The sequence below is a fragment of the Streptomyces sp. NPDC014623 genome (genome assembly GCF_043088245.1).
Taxonomy (GTDB): domain Bacteria; phylum Actinomycetota; class Actinomycetes; order Streptomycetales; family Streptomycetaceae; genus Streptomyces.
The window spans coordinates 1-26318 of record NZ_JBIBZU010000010.1; the positions used below are offsets into that span (position 1 = coordinate 1).

General features: G+C 68.7%; 19 protein-coding genes. 13 read left to right on the forward strand and 6 right to left on the reverse strand.

Going from position 1 to position 26318, the window contains the following annotated elements; all coding sequences use genetic code 11:
* Positions 1-428: 428 nt before the first annotated feature.
* Positions 429-2657 (forward strand): alpha-xylosidase, encoded by a 2229-nt coding sequence (gene yicI / locus ACF1FZ_RS17535; protein WP_391774262.1) that lies wholly within the window; start codon positions 429-431, stop codon positions 2655-2657.
* A 65-nt stretch (positions 2658-2722) separates the two neighbouring features.
* Positions 2723-3349, forward strand: a complete 627-nt coding sequence (locus ACF1FZ_RS17540; protein ID WP_391774263.1) for a histidine phosphatase family protein — start codon at positions 2723-2725, stop codon at positions 3347-3349.
* A gap of 205 nt (positions 3350-3554) precedes the next feature.
* On the opposite strand, the gene ACF1FZ_RS17545 is transcribed toward ACF1FZ_RS17540, so the two are convergent.
* Positions 3555-3809 (reverse strand): Scr1 family TA system antitoxin-like transcriptional regulator, encoded by a 255-nt coding sequence (locus tag ACF1FZ_RS17545; protein WP_391774264.1) that lies wholly within the window; start codon positions 3807-3809, stop codon positions 3555-3557.
* A gap of 441 nt (positions 3810-4250) precedes the next feature.
* Between ACF1FZ_RS17545 and ACF1FZ_RS17550 the strand changes: the two genes are divergently transcribed.
* Positions 4251-5093 carry an LCP family protein gene (locus ACF1FZ_RS17550; RefSeq protein WP_391774265.1) on the forward strand — a complete coding sequence of 281 codons (843 nt, stop codon included), beginning with the start codon at positions 4251-4253 and terminating at the stop codon, positions 5091-5093.
* On the opposite strand, the gene ACF1FZ_RS17555 is transcribed toward ACF1FZ_RS17550, so the two are convergent.
* The 3 genes from ACF1FZ_RS17555 to ACF1FZ_RS17565 form a co-directional block, all read right to left on the reverse strand.
* A complete protein-coding gene (locus ACF1FZ_RS17555) occupies positions 5070-5720 on the reverse strand; it encodes a class F sortase (protein WP_391774266.1) in 651 nt (216 codons plus the stop codon). The two genes, ACF1FZ_RS17550 and ACF1FZ_RS17555, sit on opposite strands and share 24 nt — an antisense overlap.
* Positions 5721-5772: 52 nt before the next feature.
* Positions 5773-6483 carry a hypothetical protein gene (locus ACF1FZ_RS17560; protein WP_391774267.1) on the reverse strand — a complete coding sequence of 237 codons (711 nt, stop codon included), beginning with the start codon at positions 6481-6483 and terminating at the stop codon, positions 5773-5775.
* A 329-nt stretch (positions 6484-6812) separates the two neighbouring features.
* Positions 6813-10661, reverse strand: coding sequence for a GH92 family glycosyl hydrolase (locus ACF1FZ_RS17565; RefSeq protein ID WP_391774268.1), 3849 nt, complete (start codon positions 10659-10661; stop codon positions 6813-6815).
* 499 nt (positions 10662-11160) lie between these two features.
* On the opposite strand from ACF1FZ_RS17565, the gene ngcE reads away from it, so the two are divergent.
* The 9 genes from ngcE (at position 11161) to ACF1FZ_RS17610 (ending at position 23296) form a co-directional block, all read left to right on the forward strand.
* Entirely contained in the window at positions 11161-12609 is a 1449-nt protein-coding gene (gene ngcE, locus ACF1FZ_RS17570) for an N-acetylglucosamine/diacetylchitobiose ABC transporter substrate-binding protein (RefSeq protein ID WP_391774269.1), read from the forward strand.
* A gap of 50 nt (positions 12610-12659) precedes the next feature.
* A complete protein-coding gene (locus ACF1FZ_RS17575; protein WP_391774270.1) occupies positions 12660-13583 on the forward strand; it encodes a carbohydrate ABC transporter permease in 924 nt (307 codons plus the stop codon).
* Between the two features lie 97 nt (positions 13584-13680).
* Entirely contained in the window at positions 13681-14598 is a 918-nt protein-coding gene (locus ACF1FZ_RS17580) for a carbohydrate ABC transporter permease (RefSeq protein ID WP_391774271.1), read from the forward strand.
* 275 nt (positions 14599-14873) lie between these two features.
* Positions 14874-16073: an ROK family protein gene (locus tag ACF1FZ_RS17585; RefSeq protein WP_391774272.1), complete on the forward strand. Its 1200-nt coding sequence runs from the start codon at positions 14874-14876 to the stop codon at positions 16071-16073.
* 119 nt (positions 16074-16192) lie between these two features.
* Positions 16193-17302, forward strand: a complete 1110-nt coding sequence (locus ACF1FZ_RS17590; protein WP_391774273.1) for a sugar ABC transporter substrate-binding protein — start codon at positions 16193-16195, stop codon at positions 17300-17302.
* A gap of 198 nt (positions 17303-17500) precedes the next feature.
* Positions 17501-18289 (forward strand): ATP-binding cassette domain-containing protein, encoded by a 789-nt coding sequence (locus ACF1FZ_RS17595; protein ID WP_124275349.1) that lies wholly within the window; start codon positions 17501-17503, stop codon positions 18287-18289.
* On the forward strand, positions 18286-19563 hold the full coding sequence (locus ACF1FZ_RS17600; RefSeq protein WP_391774274.1) for a sugar ABC transporter permease: 1278 nt from the start codon (positions 18286-18288) through the stop codon (positions 19561-19563). The genes ACF1FZ_RS17595 and ACF1FZ_RS17600 overlap by 4 nt, the downstream gene beginning before the upstream one ends.
* 172 nt (positions 19564-19735) lie before the next feature.
* Positions 19736-21649 carry a 1-deoxy-D-xylulose-5-phosphate synthase gene (gene dxs, locus ACF1FZ_RS17605; RefSeq protein ID WP_391774275.1) on the forward strand — a complete coding sequence of 638 codons (1914 nt, stop codon included), beginning with the start codon at positions 19736-19738 and terminating at the stop codon, positions 21647-21649.
* A gap of 144 nt (positions 21650-21793) precedes the next feature.
* Positions 21794-23296 carry an amino acid permease gene (locus ACF1FZ_RS17610; RefSeq protein ID WP_391774276.1) on the forward strand — a complete coding sequence of 501 codons (1503 nt, stop codon included), beginning with the start codon at positions 21794-21796 and terminating at the stop codon, positions 23294-23296.
* Between the two features lie 5 nt (positions 23297-23301).
* Here ACF1FZ_RS17610 and ACF1FZ_RS17615 read toward each other — a convergent pair whose 3' ends face one another.
* The gene (locus ACF1FZ_RS17615; protein WP_391774277.1) at positions 23302-23703 is read right to left on the reverse strand and encodes an NTP pyrophosphohydrolase; all 402 of its coding nucleotides are present in this window, start codon (positions 23701-23703) and stop codon (positions 23302-23304) included.
* A 17-nt stretch (positions 23704-23720) separates the two neighbouring features.
* A complete protein-coding gene (locus tag ACF1FZ_RS17620) occupies positions 23721-24782 on the reverse strand; it encodes an LCP family protein (RefSeq protein WP_391774483.1) in 1062 nt (353 codons plus the stop codon).
* Positions 24783-25247: 465 nt separating this feature from the next.
* Here ACF1FZ_RS17620 and ACF1FZ_RS17625 point away from each other — a divergent pair, with 465 nt between their 5' ends.
* Positions 25248-26282: a hypothetical protein gene (locus ACF1FZ_RS17625; protein WP_391774278.1), complete on the forward strand. Its 1035-nt coding sequence runs from the start codon at positions 25248-25250 to the stop codon at positions 26280-26282.
* The last annotated feature ends 36 nt before the right edge of the window (positions 26283-26318 follow it).

A 26318-nucleotide genomic window follows, 5' to 3' on the forward strand; every position in this document is an offset into this window, starting at 1 on the left:
GCCGGACGCGTCGCGTCACCGAACGGGTCGTTGCCACGCCAGCCCACGGTCCACAGACCGAAGGTGAACCTGTCCGCAGGGGTGGGAGTGAAGCGGTCCGGCATTGCACAGCCTCTTGTCGACGTCAGGTCCGGACGACAGCTCCGCCGACCGGCCAATTTGTTTGCTTGCAGTACTAATACGCCATCCCGTCGATGGTTTCCAGACCATTTCCGTGACGTATCGGTCACGTGGTGCAAACGTGGCAGTTCTGGGATCGCGGCGTACGATTCGGTGAATCGGGCAATCCGGGAATTCCCGTCGCATGCCAGTCCTGTCGGTCATATTTGTTTTGTGTACGATCAAAATTGAGAGGACCCGCAGCCGCGCTTGCCGCAGGCGCCCTGACGTCCCGCCCAGCACCTCCTGACCGGCTAAGGACCACCCCCATGAAGTTCACCGACGGCTTCTGGCAGATGCGCAGTGGTGTGCACGCCTCGTACGCCACGGAAGTCCGCGACGTCCGCCTCGACGACGACCGTCTCGCCGCCTACGCCTCCGTCAAGCGCGTCGAGCGCCGCGGCGACACACTGAACGCCCCGCTGATCACCGTGGAGGCCCACGCGCCGGCCGAAGGCGTCATCGCGGTGCGCCTCACCCACCACGCCGGCAAGCGCCGCAAAGGCCCCGACTTCGAACTGCCGGGCGCGGCGGAGCAGTCCGCCGCCACCACCCGCACCCAGGACTCGGCCGCCGAACTGACCAGCGGCCCGCTCACCCTGCGGCTCCCCACCGAAGGCGCCTTCGGTCTGGAGTTCCTCGACGGAAACGGCCGGGTCCTGACCACCGCAGGCCGCAAGGGCAGCGCGTTCGCCACCGTGGAGGACGGCAGTCACCACATGTTCGCCCAGCTCGCCCTCGGTGTGGGCGAGACCGTCCACGGCCTCGGTGAGCGCTTCACGCCGTACGTGAAGAACGGCCAGGTCGTCGACATGTGGCAGGCGGACGGCGGCACCAGCAGCGAGCAGGCGTACAAGAACATCCCGTTCTACCTGTCCTCGCGCGGCTACGGCGTCTTCGTCAACCACCCCGGCAAGGTCTCCTTCGAGGTCGGATCCGAGGCCGTCGGGCAGGTGCAGTTCAGCGTCGAGGACCAGACGCTGGAGTACTTCGTCATCGCGGGCCCCACCCCGAAGGAGGTCCTGTCCCGGTACGCGGCCCTCACCGGCCTCCCTGCCCTCCCTCCGGCCTGGTCGTTCGGCCTCTGGCTGACCACCTCCTTCACCACCTCGTACGACGAGGCCACCGTCACCTCCTTCGTCGACGGGATGGCCGAGCGCGGCATCCCGCTGAGCGTGTTCCACTTCGACTGCTTCTGGATGCGCGAGTACCAGTGGTGCGACTTCGAGTGGGACCCGGCCGTCTTCCCCGACCCGGAGGGGATGATCGCCCGGCTCAAGGACAAGGGCCTGAAGATCTGCGTCTGGATCAACCCGTACATCGGGCAGAAGAGCGCCCTGTACGAAGAGGGCGCCGAGAAGGGCTACTTCGTCCGGACGGCCGACGGCGACATCTGGCAGTGGGACAAGTGGCAGGCCGGCATGGCGCTGGTCGACTTCACGAACCCCGAGGCCACCGCCTGGTTCCAGGACAAGCTGAAGGGTCTGCTCGACCAGGGCGTCGACGGCTTCAAGACCGACTTCGGCGAGCGCATCCCGACGGACGTCGTCTGGCACGACGGCTCCGACACCGAACGCATGCACAACTACTACACGCACCTTTACAACAAGGCCGTCTTCGAGATCCTGGAGCGGGAGCGCGGCCAGGGCGAGGCCGTGCTCTTCGCCCGCTCGGCCGCAGCGGGCGGGCAGCAGTTCCCGGTCCACTGGGGTGGTGACTGCTGGTCCTCCTTCGAGGCCATGGCGGAGTCCCTGCGCGGCGGGCTGTCGCTGTCCCTGTCCGGCTTCGGCTTCTGGAGCCACGACATCGGCGGCTTCGAAGGAACCCCCGACCCGGCCGTCTTCAAGCGCTGGCTCGCCTTCGGCCTGCTCTCCTCGCACAGCCGGCTCCACGGCTCGTCCTCGTACCGCGTGCCGTGGGAGTTCGGCGACGAAGCGGTGGACGTGGCCCGGCAGTTCACCCGCCTCAAGCACCGCCTCATGCCGTACCTGTACGGCGTGGCCGTCGAGGCCCACCGCACGGGTGTCCCCACGATGCGCCCGCTGCTGCTGGAGTTCCCCGACGACCCGACGGCCCGCACGGCGGACCGTGAGTACCTCCTGGGCCCGGACGTCCTGGTCGCGCCGGTCTTCACCGACGACGGAGAGGTCGAGTACTACGTGCCCCAGGGCACCTGGACCCACCTGCTGACGGGCGACACGGTCACCGGCCCCGCCTGGCACCGCGAGACCCACGGCTTCGACAGCCTCCCGCTGCTGGTCCGCCAGGGAGCGGTGCTGCCACTCGGTGCGGACGAGTCCCGCCCGGACGGCGAGTGGCTCGACGACCTCGAACTCCGCGTCCACGCCCCGGCGGGCACCGGCGACTTCACCCGCACGGTGACGGTCCCCGACCGCACGGGTGCGGTGGCGGCGACGTACGAGGTGACCTGTGAGGGCGGCGAGGTCCGCGTCACCACGGACACCGACCGGCCGTACACGGTCACGGTCGTAGGCTGACCTCCTACGACCCTTTCCGAGCCGGCCCCGCACCGGGGCCGGCTCCCCGGCGCAAGGTGGAGTCCATGGGCGAGCTGCTTCTGATCCGGCACGGCGAGACGGAATGGTCCCGCTCCGGGCAGCACACGAGTCACACGGACCTGCCGCTGACCGAACTGGGGGAGCGCCAGGCCCGTGCGCTCGTTCCCGTCCTGGCGGAACGCAGTGTCGGCCTCACCCTGGTCAGCCCCCTCCTGCGCGCCCGCCGCACCGCGGAACTGGCCGGCCTGCGCGCGCCCCGTGTGACACCGGACCTGCACGAGTGGGACTACGGCGCGTACGAGGGCATCACCACGGTGGAGATCCGCCGCACCCGCCCCGACTGGGACCTCTGGAGGGACGGCGTCGCCCCAGGCCCCGAGGACCACCCCGGTGAATCCCCGTCCGAGGTCGCGGACCGCGCGGACCGGGTCCTGGCCGAGGTCGCGGCAGCGGCGTCCCGCATGGGCCACGACGACATCGCCCTGGTCGCCCACTCCCATTTCCTGCGCGCCCTCACCGCCCGCTACCTGGGACTGCCGGTGACCGGCGGGGAACTCTTCCAGCTGGCCACGGGCGCGGTCTCGCGCCTCGGCCGGGAACACGGCAAGCCGGTCGTCAAGGCCATGAACATCGCCATCCCGAGGAGCATGTTCGAGGCGGCGGGCTGCTGACCCGGCACCGGGCGACCGTCAGAGGGCGCCGCTCCTGAGGGCCTCGGCGAACGGCGCCCGGCGCGCGGTCCCGAAGACCGGCGCGGGGCCGCCGGGAGCCTTGCTGTCGGGACGGGGGCGAGGCCGGGGAAGCCGTCGGCGATCTCGGGACGGTCCCCCGTCTCCGTTGCCGTAGGACGACTTGCGCCACGTCACTGAGCACGGGTCACGGGAGGCGAGCATCTGTCGCACGGCCCTTCGCAGCCGATCCGACGAGGGACGAGGATGCTTCCGGGGAGAGCGAGGAAGTCCTGGCCAGATCGCATGCGGAAGGGAATTGCTCCACCAGACCGGCATCCTCGACCAGTTGACCGCTGTAGGCCGCCTCCGTACAACCGGCAGGAGGGGCATCGGCGAAGTGCATCAGTGTCACCGCCGTGTCCAGGAGAGGGTTCGACCCTGCCGGAGCATCGGCCCTCACACGTCCGACAGCGTTTCACAGCAACGAGTACGACGGCCCGTCCGTGACGAACGTGAATTATTCCTGGAGCACCTTCGAGGTGACGTGGAAGCCGTTGAACGGCGTAAGGCCTCGGCAGTAGGGCGCGTCGAACAACTAAGCGACTCGTGTGGTGCCTGACAGGGGACCGGACAGCATGGACGCGCAGACATGCGGAGAGGCGGACGAGGTGGACCCCGCGGGCCAGTGGGTGGTCAATCCCGGGACCGGCGCGTACGAACTGCGTCCGGACGGCCCTTCCGCACCTCGTCCCCGGAGCGACGGCGGCGCCGATTCCGGCCCCCCGCGACCGCACCCGCCCGCGTCCCCCGGCAGCGCAACCGCCGCAGCGCACCCTCCACGGACACCCCGCGCGGACCCGGACGCGGCAAGCGCAGGCGAGGCGGCAAGAAGAAGGGGCTGGTGTGGACCGGGGGCGCCCTCGTGCTGGTCCTCGTCGGGACGCCGGCGTACGCCTGCTACTGGTACAACCGCCTCGACGGCAGCATCAGCACCGTCGGCATCGGTGACGTGGGGAGCGGCGGCGTCCTGGAGGACGGGCCGGCCGGCATCCTGGTCATCGGCGACGACGTACGCGTCGGCAAGGGCGACGAGGACTACGGCGACCGGGACAACGTCACCGGCCACGCCGACACCACCCTCCTCTTCCACATATCCGGCGACCGCTCCGAGGCGACCGTGGTGAGCATCCCCCGGGACCTCACGACCACCGACCCGGACTGCGGGACCAGGCAGTCCGACGGCTCGACCGGGGTCATCGCGGGGTCGGGGCCCCCACCAGGTTCAACGAGTCCTCCGGGTGAAGGGCGTGACCCCGGTCGCACCATGCGCACGGTCGAGGGCATCACGGACCTCGAGGCCGACCACTTCATGATGTCCGACCCCAACGCGGTCAAGACGCTGTCCACCGCGGTCGGTGGTGTCAAGGTGTGTCTCGAGAAGCCCGTCAAGGACGAGGGCGGCGGGTCCCAGCTCGACCTGCCGGCCGGCGAGAGCGGGACCGGGGGGCGAGGCCGCGCTGTCGTTCCTCCGCGACCGGCACGGAGGCCGGCCGGCCCCTTGCCCCGCCGAAGAAGACGGAGGTCAAGCAGTCACGGGCCGACCAGGACGTGTGCGGGGCGTAGACCCGCCGAGGGCGGGTGGCCTCGCGGCCCCGGAGCGAGAAGGACGGCCGGCACCTCGCCCCGGGGTGCCGGCCGGTTCCGTGTGGCGTGCCCTGGATCAGGCCGCCTTCTTCTCGAGTGACGTCAGGTGGGCGAAGACGACGACGTTGGCCGAGTAGCCGTTCTTCTTGTCGAAACGTCCACCGCACGTCAGGAGCCTGAGCTCCGGGCGGCCGGTCGCCCCGTACACCTTGTCGTCGGGGAACTCGTCCTTCGTGTACGTCTTCACCTCGTCGACGGTGAAGACCGCGGTCCGTCTGTCCGCCCGGGTGACCTTCACGGTCTCACCCCGGCGCAGGGCGTTGAGATTGAGGAAGACGGCCGGCCCCGTCGCGGTGTCCCGGTGGCCGACGAGCAGGGCTGTTCCCGCCTCCCCGGGGGACGGGCCCTTCCTGTACCACCCCACCTCCATCGGCCGGCTCAACGGCGGGGCGCCGAGCCGGCCCTTCTTGTCCAGACCGAGGCCGACGACCGGGGTCTCGATGAAGATCGCGGGGATGGCCACCTTCACCGGGCGTGAATGCACCAACGGGGCGTGCGAGGCGGGCACCTTCGCCTGCGGCTGGTGCGATGCTCCCTCGAACGGTGGAGCCCCGCCGCCCGCGGCGTCGCTGCCGCGGGCAGCGGTGACCGACGTGACGTCCTCGGACGAGTCCGAGCTCAGCCACACGATGCCGGTCACCAGCGAGAAGGCCACACTCAGGGTCATCGTGAGCCGGCATGCGCGGCTCGGCCCCCGCCGTCGCCGTCGGCCGTGCGGGTTATGCCTCGTGGCGGGCACGACGGCGCGCGGAGCGACGGACCATGAGCAGCCCCGCGATTCCGGCGGCACCGGCGACCAGCGCGGCCGAGGGCCCGATGTCCGACTCGCTCTCGTTGCTGACGCCTCCCATGTCGGGGACGCCGCCGCCGCCCGCCGGCACCGCGCCGGACGGCTTGTCGTAGGACTTCTCGGCGCTCTTCTCCCCGGTCTTCCCGGTCTCCGACTCGGACGACGAACCCCGGTCGTCACCGTCCTTGTGGTGGTCGCCGGACCCGCCCCGGCCCTCGTGCTTGGAGCAGTCGACCTCGAAGCTCCGCTGCTTCGGACCCGACGGGACGGTCCATACCAGCTGGTACGTGCCCTCGGGGAGCAGGTACTGCTGGCTGCGGGCCTGGCCGTTCACGAGCGGGAGGGTGCCCAGCAGCGTGTTGCCCGGGGGGACGGTCGGCGGCTGCTCGGTGATCGTCCAGGGGACGGAGGGGAAGGACTCGAAGTTGCTCGCCCTGAGCACGAACTTGCAGACCTCGACGCCGTCGCGGTCTCCGCGCGAGTGCCAGCCGACCGACGTGATCTCGATGTCGCCGCTGTCCCCGGGCAGGGCGTAGGCGGCGGGAGCTCCGGCCAGGGTGGCACCGGCGACGGCGACCGCAGCAGCCATCGTGACGCCCGTGCGGGCGCTGCGGGAGCGGACGGAAGCGGAAATGCGCATGCTGGGCTCCTTCAAGCCGAGATGATTGTCGTACTGATCACCTGATCGCTTAAGGGATGCCATAGATCTTCTTGAGGGCTAGTCAGGACACCGGAAAAGCACGCAAAGATGCCCTGACTAGCCCAAAGCGTACGGCGTGTCCCAGGTGTGGGCAGCCCGAGGGAGCGAAAACAGACGAGGCGTCATGGCGAGGGCGGTACCCGGACTCGCGGAGCAGGCAGCCGGATGGACGGTGCCCCGCATCCGTGGGGCATGCGGAGCACGACACCGGGGGCCGGCCACCCCCTGTGCGGGTGGCCGGCCCCCGGCCCGTGATTCCGGTCAGGCGGTCAGGAGATCAGCTCGATCTCCGCCAGAGTCGCCGCCGTCGTGCTCACCAGCCGGTACTTCGCGTACGCCTTCGGCGCCTGTACCGAGAACACCCGGGTCTGCTTGTCCCAGGCGAACGTCTGGCCGGACCGCTTGTCGAGGTCCTTCCACGACGTGCCGTCGGCCGAACCCTGCAGGACCCAGCCCGTGGGGGCCTTCGCCGCCGTGGCGGAGGTCAGCGTGTACCGGACCGCCTTCGTGCCCGCGGCGGCGGGCAGCTCCACCGACTCGACCGGGGCCGATGTCGCGGAGGTGTCGTCGTACAGCGCGCCCTCACCCTCGAGCACGTCACCCCTCGGGGCGGGCACCTTGTCGTCCCGGGTGATGGAGACCGGGGCCGCGTCCTTGCCCGTGCCCCACGAGGAGGGCTCGGAGCCCATGTCGAACTCCAGCACGCCGCCCTTGGCGAGCAGGCCGTGCGGCAGTGAAGTGGAGGCCCACCTCTTGCCGTTGACCTTCAGGCCCTGGACGTAGATGTTCTTCGCGCTGTTCTTCGGGGCCTTGACGACCAGTTCGCGCCCGTTCTCCAGGTGCACGGTCGTCTTCGTGAAGAGCGGCGAGCCGATCGCGTACTCACCGCTGCCCATGACCAGTGGGTAGAAGCCGAGCGAGGAGAAGAGGAACCAGGCCGACTGCTCGCCGTTGTCCTCGTCACCGTGATAACCCTGGCCGATCTCACTGCCGGTGTACAGCCGGCCGAGGACCTCGCGGACCTTCTCCTGGGTCTTCCAGGGCTGGGAGGCCGCGTTGTACATGTACGTGGCGTGGTGTGCGACCTGGTTGCTGTGACCGTACTGGCCCATCCGCACGTCGCGCGCCTCGGTCATCTCGTGGATGACGCCACCGTACGAGCCGACGAATTCGGGTCCGGCGGTCTCGGGGGTCGAGAAGTACGTGTCCAGCTTCTCGGCCAGGCCGTCACGCCCGCCGTAGAGGTTGGCCAGGCCACGGCTGTCCTGCGGGGCGGTGAAGGCGTAACCCCAGCCGTTGGTCTCGGTGTAGTCGTAGCCCCAGACACGGGGGTCGTACCGGTCGGAGGGCACGCGCCAGTCGCCGTTCGCCTTCTTGCCCTGGAAGAAGCCCGCCTTCCCGTCGAAGAGCTTGACGTAGTTCTGCGCGCGGTTGAGGAAGTACTCGGACTCCTCCTTGTAGCGCGCCTTCTTCGTCTTCCTGTAAAGCGCCTTGCCCATCTCCGCGATGCCGTAGTCGTTGAGGTAGCCCTCCAGCGACCAGGAAAGCCCCTCGTGCGTCGAGGTGTCGGCGTATCCGGTGAAGACCGAGGTCTCCATGCCCTTGCGGCCGACGCCCGAGGACGGAGGCGCCACCGTGGCGTTCTTGACCGCCGCGTCGTACGCCGCCTCGGCGTCGAAGTCGACGCCCTTGACGTACGCGTCGGCGAAGGCCACGTCGGAGCTGGTACCGGTCATCAGGTCCGCGTAACCGGGGGAGGACCAGCGGGAGGTCCAGCCGCCGTCCTTGTAGTGCTGGACGAAGCCGTCGACCAGCTTGCCGGCCTGCTTCGGGGAGAGGAAGGAGTACGCGGGCCAGGTCGTCCGGTAGGTGTCCCAGAAGCCGTTGTTGACGTACACCTCACCCTTGACGATCTTCGCGCCGGTGTGGGTCGGGGTGTCGGTGCCCGTCTGCGGCGAGAAGGGGCTCGCGTAGGCGCTCTTGCCGTCGACCTGTTCGAAGCCCGAGTTGGGGTAGAGGTAGAGCCGGTACAGGCTGGAGTAGAGCGTGGTCAGCTGGTCGGCGTTCGCCCCCTCGACCTCCACCTTGCCGAGGATCTTGTCCCAGGCCTTCTGCGCGTTCTTCCTGACCTTGTCGAAGGAGGTTCTGGCCGGGAGCTCCATGGCGAGGTTCTTCTTCGCCTGGTCGACGCTGATCAGCGACGTGGCCAGCCGCAGGCCGACCGTACGGTCCTTGCCCGCGTCGAAGCGGAAGAAGCCGGTCACGTCGTCACCGCCGCCGCCCTTCAGCTTGCCGCTGTCGGTGACCGGTGCGTCGAAGACGCCGTGCACGAACAGGCGTGTCGCCCCGGTGGACAGGCCGCTCTTGACGTCCGAATAGCCGGAGAAGGAGCCCGTCTCCGGGTCGAGGGTGAGCCCGCCCCTGTTGTCGACGTTGTCGAAGACCAGGCTCGCGTCGTCACCGGGGTAGGTGAACCGCATCCGCGCCGCGTGGTCGGTCGGCGTCATCTCGGCCTTGAGGCCGTTCTCGAACGTCACCCCGTAGTAGTGCGGCTTCGCGATCTCGTTCTCGTGGCGGAACGGCAGCGCGCGAGCCGTGCGGGAGGCGTCGGGAGTGCCGGAGGCCGCCGACGGCATCATCTGGAAGGTCTGGCGGTCACCCATCCAGGGGCTCGGCTCATGGCTGGCGCTGAACGCCTGGAGCGTGGGCAGGTTGTCCTCGTTGTTGCCCCGCGCGTAGTCGTACAGCCAGCTCGTGGACCCGGCGTTGGTGACTGGCGTCCAGAAGTTGAAGCCGTGCGGGACCGCGGTGGCCGGGATGTTGTTGCCGCGCGAGAAGCCACCGCTGGAATGGGTGCCGCGCACGGTCGACGCGTAGTCCGAAAGGTGCGTCTTGCGCTTCTCCGGGGCCTTCGGGGCGATCGTGATGTCGTCGACCCAGCCCTGGAACTTCGCGGGGCCCTTGGGGGAGTCGTACGCCACCAGGATCCGGTCGACGGTCTTGCCGGCCGCGACCGTGCCGATCCGCGAGGCGACCTTGTTCCACTGGTTCACGTACAGCCGCTTGGCGTCGGCCTGGCCCCGGGGGGTGAGCAGGCCGCCGTGGCTGTCGGTGGCCTTCAGTCCGCTCAGGTAGGTGCCGTCGGTGAACGCCAGGTCCACCGCCACGTGGGTCGCGGGGTAGTTCAGGTCCGTCTCGCCCATCTGCGGGTAGACGAGGTAGGAGAGCTGGGTGTCCTTGGTGACCGCCGTGTCGACGTCGAAGACCTTGTTGTACGAGTAGGCGTGGCCGTCCGGCTTGTGCGTACCGGCGTAGCGCAGGGCCTTCTTCCCGGTGAAGCCGGCGCCCTGCTTGGCGGTGGGGGAGCCGGAGGGGCCGCGGTCGGGCTGGGTGCGCATGTCGCCGGGCTCGGGGGTGGAGGCGTCCCCGTTCGAGAACTGTACGTCGGCGAGCTGGAGCGCGTCGGAGGCGCCGTTGTTCTTCGTGATCTCCAGCCGGAAGTGCTGGTAGGCGGTCTCCGTGGTGAAGTCGAACGACTTGGTCTGGAAGCGCTCGGAGAACGTCTGGCCGGTGCGGGTGTCCAGGTCCGTCCAGCTCCTGCCGTCGGCCGATCCCTTCAGGGTCCAGTCCTTGGGGTCCCGCTCGGCGTGGTCGTTGGCCGAAGTGAGGGCGTACGTCACGACCTTGGTGGGTGCGGCGAGGTCGAACTCGACCCAGCCCGTGGACTCGAAGGCCAGCCACTTGGTGCGGGGCTCCACGTCGGTCAGGTTCTCCTTGACCTCACCACCGCCGGCATTCTCGCCGCTGGCACGCAGATCCGTGACCTGATCGGTGACGTTGCCCGGTATCCCGGTGGAGAACCCGCCGTCGACACCCGACGCCCGCTTCTTCCCGTCGGCGCCCTCCTCCACGGTGTTGCGCCAGTCCGGCTGCTTCTCGTCGGACTCGAACGAGGAGCTGAACGAGGTCTCGCCGGAGGGCTTCTGTGCGGGGCCGGACGGCTGGGCGAGGGCAGCGGTGGGCGCCGCCAGGGTCAGGACGAGAGAGGCCGCGAGGACCGCGGCGGAGTGGCTGTGTCTGTGGCGTGAGCCGTGCTGAGGACCACGTAGGGGCTGCATACGGAGCCGTTCCTCCCGGGGGGCATGCTCTGGACAACGTTGTCATCATGGGATGCGGGTTCCAGTAGGGAGCCAAGTGACTGCATGTGTCAAGGGTGTTGCGTGCGGTCGACGCCGGCGATTCGGCCGTATTGCGGAAAACGGCGTTTCTGCGTGAGGGGGCGCGCCGCCGAGGTGTCCATGAGGTCTCAACTCGGGAAAGACTGCCGCTCAACCATGCATTCGATCTTGCCCAGTTGGCGGCAAGTGGACTATACCTGTCGGCGTCTGCACAGCCGCTTCACAGAGGCCTGCGGACGCGGGGGAGGGTGGAACGGCTGTGGGCGCGCGAGGTGGCCCGCCGCGCGTTCTCCCGTCAAGTCCTCCACCGCATCCGGCAATACGGCAATCTGCACGACCCGAGCGCAACTGACCGCGGTGGCGGGGCCCTTCGCCTAGGCGAATTCACTACGGGTGACCGGTACACCGCCTGAGTCCTGGAGAAGGCGAGGACTTGAGCATGGGATCCACCTCCGGCCGCACGAATGAGGGCCTTGGCCGTCGCGATGTGATCAAGCGTTCTGCCGCACTCGGCCTGATCACTGTTCCGACGATGAGCTTCCTGTCGGCTTGTGCGAGCAGCGACGGCGGAAGTGACGAGAAGGCGGAAAAGGGCACCAAGAGCGCGAAGAACCCGCTCGGTGTCAATGAGGCCGCCGCCCTCGAAGTCGTCATCTTCAACGGTGGCTTCGGCGAGCAGTACGCGATCGACGCGGAGAAGAAGTACAACGAGGCCTTCCCGAAGGCGCCGAAGGTCAAGCACTCCGCGACCGAGAAGATCCAGTCGATCCTGCAGCCGCGTTTCAACGGCGGAACCCCGCCGGACCTGATCGACAACTCGGGCGCCGAGCAGATGGACATGGGCGTCCTGGTCGGCAAGAAGCAGCTCGCCGACCTGACACCGCTGATGGACGCCCCGTCCTACGACGACCCGGCCAAGAAGGTGCGCGACACGCTGCGCCCCGGAGTCCTGGAGATGGGCCAGTTCGACGGCGACCCGGTCTGGATCATGTACTACGCGTACACGGTCTACGGCGTCTGGTACTCGCAGACCGCGCTGGAGAAGCTCGACGCGACGTACCCGGAGACCTGGGACGACATGCTGGCGCTGTGCGCCAAGGCGAAGAAGCAGGGCATCGCCGGCTGGACGTACCCGGGCAAGTACCCGTACTACCTGCCCTTCTCGCTCTACCCCTTCATCGCCAAGATCGGCGGCCGCGAGGTCCTCGACAAGATCGACAACCTGGAGCCGAACGCCTGGAAGGACCCGGCCGTCAAGGCCGCTTTCGAGGCGTACTACGAGCTCTTCGCCAAGGGCTACATCCTCAAGGGCACGCCCGGCCTGACCCACATCCAGTCCCAGACCGAGTGGACCAAGGGCAAGGCGCTCTTCATCCCGAACGGTTCGTGGGTGGAGAACGAGGCCGCGCCCACCACGCCGGACGACTTCAAGATGACGGTCGGCGCGCCGTCCGGTCTCGACTCGTCCGACAAAATGCCCTTCGGTACCGTCTGGGCGTCCGGCGGTGAGCCGTTCATCGTCCCGGCGAACGCGAAGAACCCCGAGGGCGGCATGGAGCAGCTGCGCATCATGCTCAGCGAGGAGTCCTCCAGGAACTTCACCCAGAAGGTCAAGTCGCTGACCGCCCTCAACGGCGGCACCGACGGCCTGACCCTGTCCACCGCGCTGCAGTCCGGCGTCGACGTCCTGGCGAAGGCCGGCGAGAACGTGGTGAACCCGCGCCTGCAGGACTGGTACGCGAAGCTGCAGAAGGAGCAGATCGGTATCGCCGGGATCGGCGAGATGATGGCCGGCCGCGCGACCCCGGCGGAGACCATCAAGAAGATCCAGGGCTTCGCCGACGCGGCGGCCAAGGACCAGTCCATCAAGCACTACAAGCACCAGTGAGCAACCGTCACCAGCGGCGGCACCCGCTCAGAGATCGGGGTCGGTAAACGATGCAGCACGGCAAGTACCGGTTCATCGCGGGATTCCTGGTAGCCCCGCTGGCGTTGTACGCCATCTTCGTCATCTGGCCCTTCGTCCAGTCCATCTACTACTCGTTCACGGACTGGACCGGACTGAGCCCGGACTTCCAGATGGTCGGCTTCGACAACTACAGCCGGATGCTCGACGACGACATCTTCTGGAAGTCGCTGCAGCACAGTGTGCTGCTGGCGCTGCTGCTGCCGCTGGTGACACTGGGCCTCGCGCTCTTCTTCGCCTTCATGCTCAATGTCGGCGGCCGGCGGCGCAAGAACGCCGCGGTCGCCGGCGTGCGGGGCTCCTCGTTCTACAAGATCGCCTATTTCTTCCCCCAGGTCCTGTCGATCGTCATCGTCGCCCTGCTCTTCCAGTTCGCGTTCAACCCCACGTCCGGAATGCTGAACGAGACCCTCAAGGCGGTGGGGCTCAAGAGCCTCCAGCCGGACTGGCTGGGCGACCCCGATCTGGCCCTGTACTGCGTGATGGTCGTGCTGATCTGGTCGACGGTCGGATTCTTCGTCGTCCTCTTCTCCGCCGGAATGGCGTCGATCCCGAAGGACTTCTACGAGGCCGCCCTGCTCGACGGAGCCAGCCGCTTCACGACGTTCTTCAAGATCACGCTGCCGCTGCTCTGGGACACCGTGCAGTCCGGCTGGGTCTACATGGGCATCCTGGCGCTCGGCGTGGAGGCCTTCACCGCCGTACAGGTCATGACGGTCGGCCCCGGCGGCCCCGACTACTCCACCACCGTGCTGCCGCTGTACGTCTACCAGACGGCCTTCCGGGACGCGCAGGCCGGCTACGCGACCACGATCGGCGTCGGGCTGCTCATCGTCACCATGCTCTTCGCCGGCATCGTGATGCGTCTGGGCCGGCGCGAGCGGCTGGAGTTCTGATGCGGGCCGCTGCGGAACACGGCGACCTGGCGTGCGGCTCCAGGAAGATCAGCTCGGTCCCGGGGGCCGGCCCGACAGTTGTACGAGGTGAGCACACATGAAGGTCACTGAGACTCCTCCCGCCGTCCCGGCCCCGCGCTCGCCGGTGACGAAGACGGACGACCCCGTGGGCGAGCCGGCGAAGAGCAGCGAGGGCAAGGTCCTCAACGTCTTCTCGCACGGTGTGCTGATCATCTGGGCGGTCCTCGTCGTCATGCCGCTGCTGTGGGCGGTGATGTCGTCCTTCAAGTCGGACGACTCGATCCTGTCGGCGCCCTGGGCGCTGCCGGACAAGCTCCACTTCGAGAACTGGTCACGCGCCTGGAGCCAGGCCCACATGAGTGACTACTTCCTCAACACCATCCTGGTGGTGGGGGGTTCACTCATCGGCACACTGCTGCTGGGTTCCATGGCGGCGTACGTGCTGGCGCGGTTCGACTTCCCCGGGAACCGCTTCGTCTACTTCCTCTTCATCGGCGGGATGAGCTTCCCGGTCATCCTGGCGCTGGTCCCGCTGTTCTTCGTCATGAACAACATGGGCCTGCTGAACTCGGTGCACGGGCTGATCCTGGTCTACATCGCGTACTCGCTGCCCTTCACCGTCTTCTTCCTCACCTCGTTCTTCCGGACCCTGCCGAGCTCGATCGCCGAAGCCGCCATGCTGGACGGCGCCTCGCACACCCGGACGTTCTTCCAGGTGATGCTGCCCATGGCGAAGCCCGGCCTGATCAGCGTCGGCATCTTCAACTTCCTCGGGCAGTGGAACCAGTACATGCTGCCGACCGTCCTGAACACCGATCCGGACGGCAAGGTGCTGTCCCAGGGCCTCGTCGAACTGGCCACCAGCCAGGGGTACAAGGGGGACTGGTCGGGCCTCTTCGCGGGGCTGGTCATGGCGATGCTGCCGGTCCTCGCCGCCTACATCGTCTTCCAGCGCCAGGTCGTCGCGGGGCTGACGGCGGGGGCGCTGAAGTAGGACGGCCCCCGGCGCGCGTTCACGTATCAACCCCTGTCGTCACCCGGGCAACAACAGTCACCAGAAACGAACAGGCCCCGTCGGGCCGCCAGTCACCCCTCGGCCACCGGCCGAGGGGTGGTTTCATGCCCTTTCTTCGGGTTTCGCGCCTGTCCGGATGTGGAGGCCCGATGCTCATCGGAGGCTGTCGCTGCTCAAGGTCTTGACGGGGGGCACCCCAAAACGCTCAGCTTAGGGTTCACATGTTGGAGAAAACGGCAGGAGTGAGTGAGTCGATGGAGACTCCGGGGTCGCAGACATCTCTGCATCGGGCCAACCTTGAGCGGGTCGTACGTGCCGTGAGGATGGCGGGGTCCCTGACCCAGGCCGAGATCGCCAGGAGCACCGGTCTCTCCGCAGCCACCGTCTCCAACATCGTCCGTGAACTCAAGGACGGCGGCACGGTCGAGGTGACCCCCACCTCGGCCGGTGGGCGCCGCGCCAGGAGCGTCTCCCTCAGCGGGGACGCGGGCATCGTCATCGGGGTGGACTTCGGGCACACCCACCTCCGGGTGGCCATCGGCAACCTGGCCCACCAGGTGCTGGCCGAGGAGTCCGAGCCGCTGGACGTGGACGCCTCGTCGGCGCAGGGCTTCGGCCGGGCGGAGCAGCTGGTCAACCGCCTGGTCGAGACCACCGGGATCAGTCCCGGGAAGGTGATCGGCGTGGGCCTCGGCGTACCGGGCCCGATCGACGTCGAATCCGGCACGCTGGGCTCCACCTCGATCCTCCCGGGCTGGACGGGCATCAATCCCAGCCAGGAGCTCGCCGGACGCCTCGGCGTGCCGGTGTACGTGGACAACGATGCCAACCTCGGCGCGCTCGGGGAACTGGTCTGGGGCAGCGGCAGGGGCGTCAGGGACCTCGCGTACATCAAGGTCGCCAGCGGTGTCGGCGCCGGCCTGGTGATCGACGGGCACATCTACCGGGGGCCCGGCGGGACGGCCGGCGAGATCGGCCACATCACCCTCGACGAATCGGGCCCTGTCTGCCGCTGCGGCAACCGCGGCTGCCTGGAGACCTTCACCGCCGCCCGGTACGTCCTGCCGCTGCTGAAGCCCAGCCACGGGCAGGACCTCACCATGGAGCGGATGGTCCAGCTGGCCCGCGAAGGAGATCCGGGATGCCGCAGGGTCATCGGGGACGTCGGCCGGCACATCGGCAGCGGCGTGGCGAACCTGTGCAATCTGCTCAACCCGAGCAGGGTGGTGCTCGGCGGCTCCCTCGCGGAGGCGGGGGAGCTGGTGCTGGGGCCCATCCGGGACTCGGTCTCGCGCTACGCCATCCCCAGTGCCGCGCGGCAGCTCTCCGTACTCCCCGGGGCGCTCGGAGGGCGGGCCGAGGTCCTGGGCGCACTGGCCCTCGTACTCAGCGAGATGGGGGATTCGACCCTTTTGGAGGGCACCCTCCCCACGGCGACTCCCGCCTTCACTTAGATAACGAATGGCACCGTTGTCATCTCGTTAAGAATTTACTCCTTGACGCCGCCCCTGTGGCCGAGTTGACTTCCAGCCACCTCGGCCGCAACGTCGCGGCCTCGTCAGGGAGGTTCGAAATGAACACGCGTATGCGTCGTGCCGCCGTTGTCGTCGCCGCCACCACCATGGCCGTCTCGCTCGCTGCTTGCGGGAGCGCCAAGGAGTCGGGCGACAAGGCCACCACCGACTCGGCCAAGAAGGGCGACGATCTCAAGATCGGTCTGCTCCTCCCCGAGAACGTCACGGCCCGTTACGAGAAGTTCGACAAGCCGATCATCGAGAAGAAGATCAGCGAACTCACCAGCGGCAAGGCGGAGGTCACCTACGCCAACGCCAGGCAGGACGCCACGCTGCAGGCGCAGCAGGTCGACACCATGATCACGGGCAAGGTCGACGCGCTGATCATCGACGCGGTCGACGCCAAGGCCATCGAGAACAGCGTGAAGAAGGCCAAGGACGCGGGCATCCCCGTCGTCGCCTTCGACCGCCTCGCCGAGGGCCCGATCGACGCCTACACCTCCTTCGACAACGAAGAGGTCGGCCGCGTGCAGGGCACGGCCCTGCTGGAGGCCCTGGGCGGCGCCGCCAAGCCCACCGTCGTCATGATGCACGGTGCGATCACCGACCCGAACGCCAAGCTCTTCAAGAAGGGCGCGAAGTCCGTCCTCGACGGCAAGGTGACGTACGGCAAGGAGTACGACACCAAGGAGTGGAAGCCGGAGAACGCCAACGCCAACATGGAGGGTGCGATCACGGCTCTCGGCAAGGACAAGATCGCCGGCGTCTACTCCGCCAACGACGGCATGGCGGGCGGCATCATCCAGGCCCTCAAGTCCGCCGGCATCTCCAAGCTCCCGCCGGTCACCGGCCAGGACGCCGAACTCGCCGGTGTGCAGCGCATCGTCACCGGTGAGCAGTTCATGAGCGTCTACAAGCCGTACCCGCAGGAGGGCATCGTCGCCGCGGAGATGGCCGTCGCGCTCGCCAAGGGCGAGAAGCTCGACACCATCGCCACGTCCAAGGTCGACAACGCCGGCACGAAGGGCATCCCCACCGTGCTCGTCCCGGTCGTCTCGCTGACCAAGGACAACATCAAGGACACCGTCATCAAGGACGGCATCTACACGCTCGACGAGATCTGCACGGCCAAGTACAAGGCCGCCTGCGCCACCGTCGGGCTCCAGTAGGCCCCAGCCCGTCCGTGTCCGGCCCTCCGCGGCCGGCCGGACGGACCCGAAGCCTGTCCGGCGCCCCGCCCACCGACTGTCCCGCTGCCGGGCGGGGCGCCGGACGGAACGCTTCGGCGCTCTTCCTCAATTCTTCTGCTCAGACCACCGTGCCTTCCCCCAGGCGCGGTATCCCCGCCGGGTCAGGCGGCGAAGGAGATGGTTCACGTGTCCGCTACGCCCGTGTTGGCGTTGCGAGGGGTCTCCAAGCGATTCGGTGCCGTCCAGGCGCTCACCGACGTAGAGCTTGAGGTCCACGCCGGTGAGGTGGTCGCCCTGGTGGGCGACAACGGCGCCGGTAAATCAACGCTGGTCAAGACGATCGCCGGGGTCCACCCCATCGATGACGGAGTCATCGAGTGGGACGGCCGGCCGGTCCAGATCAGCAAGCCGCACGATGCCCAGAACCTGGGGATCGCGACCGTCTACCAGGACCTCGCGCTCTGCGACAACATCGACGTCGTCGGCAACCTCTACCTCGGCCGGGAGCTCCGCAAGTTCGGAATCCTCGACGAGGTCGAGATGGAGCGGCGTTCCCGCGAGCTCCTGAGCACGCTGTCGATCCGCATCCCCAGCGTCCGCATCCCGATCGCGTCGCTCTCCGGCGGCCAGCGCCAGACGGTCGCGATCGCCCGCTCGATGCTGGGCGAGCCCAAGCTCGTCATCCTCGACGAGCCCACCGCCGCACTCGGCGTCGAGCAGACCGCGCAGGTCCTCGACCTCGTCGAGCGGCTGCGCGAGCGAGGCCACGCGGTCATCCTCATCAGTCACAACATGGCCGATGTGAAGGCCGTCGCCGACAAGGTCGCCGTGCTCCGGCTGGGCCGGAACAACGGCGTCTTCGACGTGAAGACCACCTCGCAGGAAGAGATCATCTCCGCAATCACGGGCGCCACGGAGAACGCCGTGACCCGTCGTGCGGCGCGCAACGCGGAGGCCCAGAAGTGACAACCGACAAGACGTCCACCGCAGTGGTCAACCCGGAGGCGGCCAAGGGGGCCGACACCGTGGTCGACCCCCGGCTCCTCGTGCGCGAGCAGGGCCTCGCCGGTTACCTCACCGAGTTCAAGCGCAAGATGCGCGGCGGTGACCTGGGCTCGATCCCCGTGGTCATCGGCCTGCTCATCATCTGCGTCGTCTTCCAGAGCCTGAACTCCGAGTTCCTCTCGGCGAAGAACGTCAGCGACATCGCCGTGACGATGGTGGCCACCGGCATGATGGCCGTCGGCATCATCTTCGTGCTGCTCCTCGGCGAGATCGACCTCTCGGTCGGCTCGGTCTCCGGTGTCTCCGGTGCCGTGGTCGCCGTGCTCAGCGTCACGCACGGCATGAACGAATGGCTCGCCGTCCTCGTCTCGATCCTCAGCGGCGCGGTCATCGGCGCCATCCACGGCTTCTTCTTCGCGCGGATAGGCGCCCCCGCGTTCGCCGTCACCCTCGCCGGTCTGCTGTTCTGGCTGGGGTTCATGCTCCAGCTGCTCGGTGACACGGGCACGATCAACCTGGACAGCGACGGGGTCGTCGGCAAGCTGACCACGTACTACTTCTCGGACATCGCCGCCGCCTACGGCCTCGCGGCCGTCGCGGTGATCGGTTACTTCCTCTCCGCGTTCCTGGACACCCGCCGCCGTGAGGCCGCGGGCATCCCGTCGCGGCCGGTCGTCGACATCGTGGTCCGCACCGTCGTCCTCGCGGTGTTCGCCTTCGGCGCGGCGTTCATGTTCAACCAGTACCGCGGTCTCCCGCTGGCCCTGGTCCTCTTCCTCGTCGTGCTGGTCGGCACGGACTTCGTCCTGCGCCGCACCTCCTACGGGCGGAAGATCTTCGCGCTCGGCGGCAGCGTCGAGGCGTCCCGCCGCGCGGGTATCAACGTCACCGCGATCCGCGTCTCGGTCTTCGCCATCGCCGGCACCTTCGCGGCGATCGGCGGACTCTTCTGGGCCTCCAAGATCGCGGCGGCCAACCAGGGCTCCGGCGGCGGCGACCTCCTGATGAACGTCATCGCCGCAGCCGTCATCGGCGGGACCAGCCTCTTCGGTGGCCGGGGCCGCACCTGGAACGCGCTGCTCGGTGTCATGGTGATCGTCTCGATCCAGTACGGCCTGGCCCTGGAAGGCATTGCCACACCGATCAACTACATGATCACCGGTGCTGTTCTTCTCATCACGGTCGTCATCGACTCCATCACCCGCAAGACACAGAAGACCGCGGGCCGCGCCTGATCGCCCTACCTGCGCACATGTGCCCGGCATCCCCGCGATGCCGGGCACACGCGCGTCCGGAGCGCCCCGGTGCGGCGCGGAGCAATACGGCGCCCGATGACCGGGGCCGCCGGCGGAACATTAGACTCATCGGATCGACACGCTCGACCAGCTCACACGCAAGGAGGCACGGGTGGACCTGCTGACCCGCATCAGGGGACCGCGCGACCTGGACCGGCTCGGTCTCGAGCAGCTCGACCAGCTCGCCGGCGAGATCCGGACCTTCCTCGTCGAGGAGGTGGCCAAGACCGGCGGTCACCTCGGACCGAACCTGGGCGTGGTCGAGCTGACCATCGCCCTGCACCGGGTCTTCGAGTCCCCGCAGGACAAGGTCCTCTTCGACACCGGCCACCAGAGCTATGTGCACAAGCTGCTCACCGGACGGCAGGACTTCTCGAAGCTCAAGAGCAAGGGCGGACTCTCCGGGTACCCCTCCCGCGCGGAGTCCGAGCACGACGTCATCGAGAACTCGCACGCCTCGACGGTGCTCGGCTGGGCCGACGGCCTCGCCAAGGCCAACGAGCTCCTGAAGAAGGACGACCACGTCGTCGCCGTCATCGGCGACGGAGCGCTCACCGGCGGTATGGCCTGGGAGGCGCTGAACAACATCGCCGCCGCCAAGGACCGCCCCCTCGTCATCGTCGTCAACGACAACGAGCGCTCGTACGCCCCGACCATCGGCGGCCTCGCGAACCACCTCGCCACCCTGCGCACCACCGACGGTTACGAGCGGTTCCTGGCCCGTGGCAAGGACCTCCTGGAGCGCACGCCCGTCCTCGGCAGGCCGCTGTACGAGACCCTGCACGGCGCCAAGAAGGGCCTCAAGGACTTCATCGCCCCGCAGGGCATGTTCGAGGACCTGGGCCTGAAGTACGTCGGACCGATCGACGGTCACGACATCGAGGCCCTGGAGTCCGCGCTCCAGCGGGCCAAGCGCTTCGGCGGCCCGGTCATCGTGCACTGCCTCACCGAGAAGGGCCGCGGCTACACCCCCGCCCTCCAGGACGAGGCCGACCGCTTCCACGCGGTCGGCAAGATCCACCCGGACACCGGACTGCCCATCTCCACCTCCGGCCTGGACTGGACCTCGGTCTTCGGCGAGGAGATGGTCGAACTGGGCCGTGAGCGCGAGGACATCGTCGCCATCACGGCGGCCATGCTCCAGCCCGTCGGCCTCGGCAAGTTCGAGGAGGCCTTCCCGGACCGGATCTACGACGTCGGGATCGCCGAGCAGCACGGCGCCGTCTCCGCGGCGGGCCTGGCCACCGGCGGACTGCACCCCGTCTTCGCGGTCTACGCGACCTTCCTGAACCGCGCCTTCGACCAGGTCCTGATGGACGTCGCCCTGCACAGGTGCGGGGTGACCTTCGTCCTGGACCGGGCCGGAGTCACGGGCACGGACGGCGCCTCGCACAACGGCATGTGGGACATGTCGATCCTGCAGTGCGTGCCGGGCCTGCGCATCGCCGCCCCGCGTGACGCCGACCAGGTCCGCGCGCAGCTGCGCGAGGCCGTCGACGTGGACGACGCGCCCACCGTCGTCCGCTTCTCCAAGGGTGCGGTCGGCCCTGCGGTCAAGGCCGTCGGCACGGCGGGCGGTATGGACATCCTGCGCAGGGCGGGAGCGGACACGCCGGACGTCCTCCTGGTCTCCGTCGGCGCCCTCGCGCCGATGTGCCTGGAGGTCGCCGCCCTGCTGGACGCCCAGGGCATCTCCACGACCGTGGTCGACCCGCGCTGGGTCAAGCCCGTCGACGAGGCGCTCGCCCCGCTCGCCGCGGAGCACCGGGTCGTCGTCACCGTCGAGGACAACAGCAGGGCCGGCGGTGTCGGCTCCGCCGTCGCCCAGGCCCTGCGCGACGCCGACGTCGACGTGCCGCTGCGCGACTTCGGCATCCCGCCGGTGTTCCTCGACCACGCCTCGCGCGGCGAGGTCATGGCCGAGATCGGGCTCACCGCACCGGACATCGCCCGCCAGGTCACGGGCCTCGTGGCCAAGCTCGACGGCCGGTACGAGAGCCGCACCGCGGAGCCCGTCCGCGACTGATCCGCCCGTACCGCAATGGGCCGGTCGCCCACCCCGCACGGGTGGTCCGACCGGCCCATTTGCGTGAAATGGCGAGGTAAGGGGCGTTTCGAGGCGATTAGTTCCGAATCATGGCGTGCACGACGAGTGCGTGGAGGTACGCCGGTGAGCACGCAGCAGGACACGCCCCCCAGCGGAAAGGGACTGTTCCGGACCAAGACGGTCGAACAGTCCATCCGCGACACCGAGGAACCGGAGCACGCGCTCAGGAAGTCCCTCTCCGCGCTGGACCTCACGGTCTTCGGCGTGGGTGTCATCATCGGCACCGGGATCTTCGTCCTCACAGGCAAGGTCGCCAAGGAGACGGCGGGTCCCGCCACGGCCCTCGCCTTCGTCGCGGCGGGCGTCGTCTGCGCGCTCGCCGCGCTCTGCTACGCCGAGTTCGCCTCCACCGTCCCGGTGGCCGGGTCGGCGTACACCTTCTCGTACGCCTCGCTGGGCGAGCTGGTCGCCTGGATCATCGGCTGGGACCTGGTGCTGGAATTCGCGCTGGGCACCGCGGTGGTGGCGGTCGGCTGGTCCGGCTACGTCCGCTCGCTGATGGACAACGTCGGCTGGACGATGCCGGAGGCGCTCTCCGGCCCCGATGTGGCGAGCGGCTTCGGCTTCGACATCCTGGCGTTCGCCCTGGTGCTGGTCCTGACGGTCGTCCTGGTCCTCGGGATGAAGCTCTCGGCCCGGGTGACCACGGTCGTCGTCGCCATCAAGCTGGCGGTCGTGGGCATCGTGATCATCGCCGGCCTGTTCTTCGTCAAGTCGGCCAACTACTCGCCCTTCATCCCCGAGGCCGAGAACCAGCCCGCGGGCTCGGGTCTGGACGCACCGCTGGTCCAGCTGATCTTCGGCTACCAGCCGACGAACTTCGGCGTCATGGGTATCTTCACCGCCGCCTCCATCGTCTTCTTCGCCTTCATCGGCTTCGACGTCGTGGCCACCGCTGCAGAGGAGACCAAGCTCCCGCAGCGGGACATGCCGCGTGGGATCCTGGCCTCGCTCGTCATCTGCACGCTGCTCTACGTCGCCGTGTCGATCGTCGTCACAGGCATGCAGCACTACTCCGAACTCTCCGTGAGCGCCCCGCTGGCCGACGCGTTCAAGGCCGTGGGACACCCCTTCTACGCGGGTGTCATCAGCTTCGGTGCGGCGGTCGGGCTCACCACGGTCTGCATGATCCTTCTGCTCGGCCAGACCAGGGTGTTCTTCGCCATGAGCCGCGACGGGCTGCTCCCGAGGTTCTTCTCGGTGACGCACCCGCGCTTCGGCACCCCGTACCGCCCCACCGTCCTGCTCGGTGTGGTCATCGCGGTCGTGGCCGGCTTCACGAGCATCAACGAGCTGGCGACCCTGGTGAACATCGGCACGCTCTTCGCCTTCGTGGTCGTGGCCCTCGGCGTCATCGTCCTGCGCCGCACCCGACCCGACCTGCACCGTGCCTTCCGCACCCCGTGGGTACCGCTGCTCCCTGTCGTGTCGGTCGCGGCCTCGGTCTGGCTGATGCTGAACCTGCCGGCGGAGACATGGCTCCGGTTCGGGGTCTGGATGGTGCTGGGCGTGCTGATCTACTTCGTGTACGGGCGCAGGAACAGCCGTATGGCGAAGACTTCCTGAGCCCCTCAGCTCCTTCGTGGAGGCGGCAGCGGCCGCACCGTGCGCGGGCCCGTGCAGTGGGCCCCGTACGCCTCGGCCCGCTGCCGCAGTCCACGGTCGGCGGTGACCACGACACAGGGCCGCACGCCGCGGGCGGCCGCGGCCAGTTCCGCGATCAGATCGTCACCGCTGCCGGGTGCCGCCTCCACACGCACCCCGGACACGGACGCCACTTCCCGGGCCGCGCCCTCCACGACCAGCACGAGATCCAACGGGCCGGGATGCCCGGGCAGCCCTTCGGCGGCGTACGGGACGAGCGAGTCCCGCAGCCGCTCGGCGGCACCGCGCCGGTCCCGCCACCAGCCGTCCGGAACCGACCCCACCACATTGGCGGCGTCGACGATCACCAGGGTCTTCTCACCGGTCATCCCCGAAGGATGTCAGGTCAGCCGCCGGTGGCCGGGGACTTCTTCGCCGACTCGGGGATCGTGCCGTCCGTGCGGATCGCCTTCCACAGGTCGCCGGCCTGCGGCTCCGCGGCCACCACACGGTTCGGGTCCTGCTCGTCGTAGGCGACCGGCAGCATGACCGTCTCCATGGAGGAGGGATCGACGCCGTTCATCGAGCGGGCGAACTCGCTGAGCGAGGTCAGGGAGGCGAGCCCCTCGTCGGTGGTCAGCGACGTGGTGGCGGAGCTGGCGATCTTGTACGTGGTCGCCGGACTGCCCAGCAGGTCCTGTGACTTGATCTCGGTCAGCAGCGCGAGGAGGAACTGCTGCTGGAGCCCGATCCGGCCCAGGTCGCTGCCGTCGCCGACGCCGTGCCGGGTACGGACGTAGGCGAGGGACTCGGTGCCGCTCAGCTTGTGCGTGCCGGCGGTGAGGTCGAGCCCCGAGGCGTCGTCCTTGATCGGCTCCTCGACCTCGACCGTGACGCCGCCTATCGCGTCGACCAGATCCTTGAACCCGGCGAAGTTGATCTCCAGGTAGTGGTCGATCCGTACCCCGGACAGCTTCTCGACGGTCTTGACCACACAAGCCGGACCGGCCTGCGAGTACACGGAGTTGAACATGACGCGCTCGGCGGACGCCATCGCCGAACCGTCGGGCCTGACGCACTCGGGCCGGGTCACCAGCGTGTCGCGCGGAATGGACACGGCGACGGCCTCGGTGCGGCCCTCGGGTATGTGCACCACCAGTGCGGTGTCGGACCGCGCCCCGCTGACGCCGCCGCCCCCGCCCAGCTCCTTGTTCTCCGCCCCGGCACGCGAGTCGGAGCCGAGGACGAGCAGGTTCTGACCGGTGGTGGGCAGCTTCTCGGGGCGGTCCTCCCCGAGCGCCTCGTCGATGTCGACGCCCTTGATGTTGCCTTCGAGGTCCTGGTACATCCAGTACGCCGTGCCGCCGCCCGCGAGCAGGAGGACGAGCAGGACGCCGAGTGTGATCCTGAGTCCGCGCCGGCGCTTGCGGGGCTCGGGCGCGCGTCCGGAGCGGGGCTCGTCGGACATCCGTGATCCGGCGCCGGTGGTCTGGTCTGTCATGGGCTCGTCTGGTTCTTCCGTCGGGACGCGCTCGGCGCGTGCGAGAGGAGAGGAAAGGGAGGGCGGACATTCCGGTCCGTGTGTGCCGGAGCCGTCCCTGTGCCGCGTTTCGTCCAGGCGCCGTTCACGCCTCGAAGTCGCATTCTGTGATAGGAAGCACTCTGAAATCGACCCCTGTCGAGTATTATTGTGACACCAGTTGACGCTGTGAAAGCAAAAACGGTCATTCGACAGAGAAACCACGGGACTCCGCCCATCGCCGTTCGGCACCGGAGGAAGTACTCGGTGAAGAACGGGCGGGGAGCAATGGGTTTGCGTTCAGGGCGCAGGCGTGCCGGTCATCCTGTCGGGGGGACCTCTTCCGCACCTGCCGGACAGACCGCCCCCGCGCAGCGCGCCGCCGCAGCCGCGCCCCGCACGACAGGGTGGCTCGTGCCGGACGGCGAAGGCCGTCTCACCGCGTACGCCGTCGCCAGGTCCGGCGGCATCGTGCGCTGGACCCAGTCCGCGCGGTCCGACGACTGGTCGCGGCCCGAAATCCTGCTCCCCGAAGCCGAGTTGCTCCCGTACGTCTCCGTCGCGCGGAGCCCTCAGGGGTACGTCGACCTCTTCGGGACGCGGCGCAGGGGCAAGGGCCCCCAGGCGCCCGTCGAGATCGTCTTCGCGTCCCAGTACCAGACGGGCCGCCCGATGACCGGATGGCACTCGATCGGCAACCCGCACACGGACACCGCGGAAGCGGCGGCCGTCGGCGCGCCGGTGGCGGTCGTCGACGGCAACGACGTCGTCCATGTCTTCGTCCGCAGCGCCACCGGCGGGGTGTTCACCCGCCGGCGCGGACGCGAGGGCACCTGGAACAAGTGGACGGCGCTGCCGTGCAAGCGGGTACGGGACGGCATCTCCGCGACCGTGACCCGGTCCGGCCGGGTCGAGCTCTTCATGCCGGCCGACAAGGGCGTGTACGTGTGGCGACAGGAGAAGCCCGGCGGCTCCCTGGACCGCGCCCCCAACCTGGTCTTCATCGCCCGTCCGGAGACGGCCTCGGGCACCGAGTCCTACGAGGACAGGGTCACCCACTACTGGCGTGAGGACGCCACCGGGGAGGTCGTCGCCTACCGGATCCCCGCCCCCGGCGAGCAGGACGTCGCCCCCGCCCCGCTGGGCGGCCGCTCGGGACGCGGCCCCCTCGCGCTGTCCCGGTGCCTGGTGGACGGCTACGACTGCACCGTGCTCGCCCAGGCCGAGGAGACGGGCACCCTCGCGGTGACCGCCTACCCGACCGAGACGGAATCCGCAGGCGCATGGTGGGCCGACACCCGCGAACCCTGCGAAGGCGCGCCGGCACTCGCCCGCGACCGGGCCGGCCGGCTGGTCGTGGCGGTGATCAACCGGGAAGGCGGGCTGAGCGTGACCAGGCAGCGGACGGATCAGCAGGGCATGGCGCTGGAGTCCTGGCGCCGCTTCTGAGCCCGCGCCCGCGTGCCCCACGCGGTACGCGGGGCT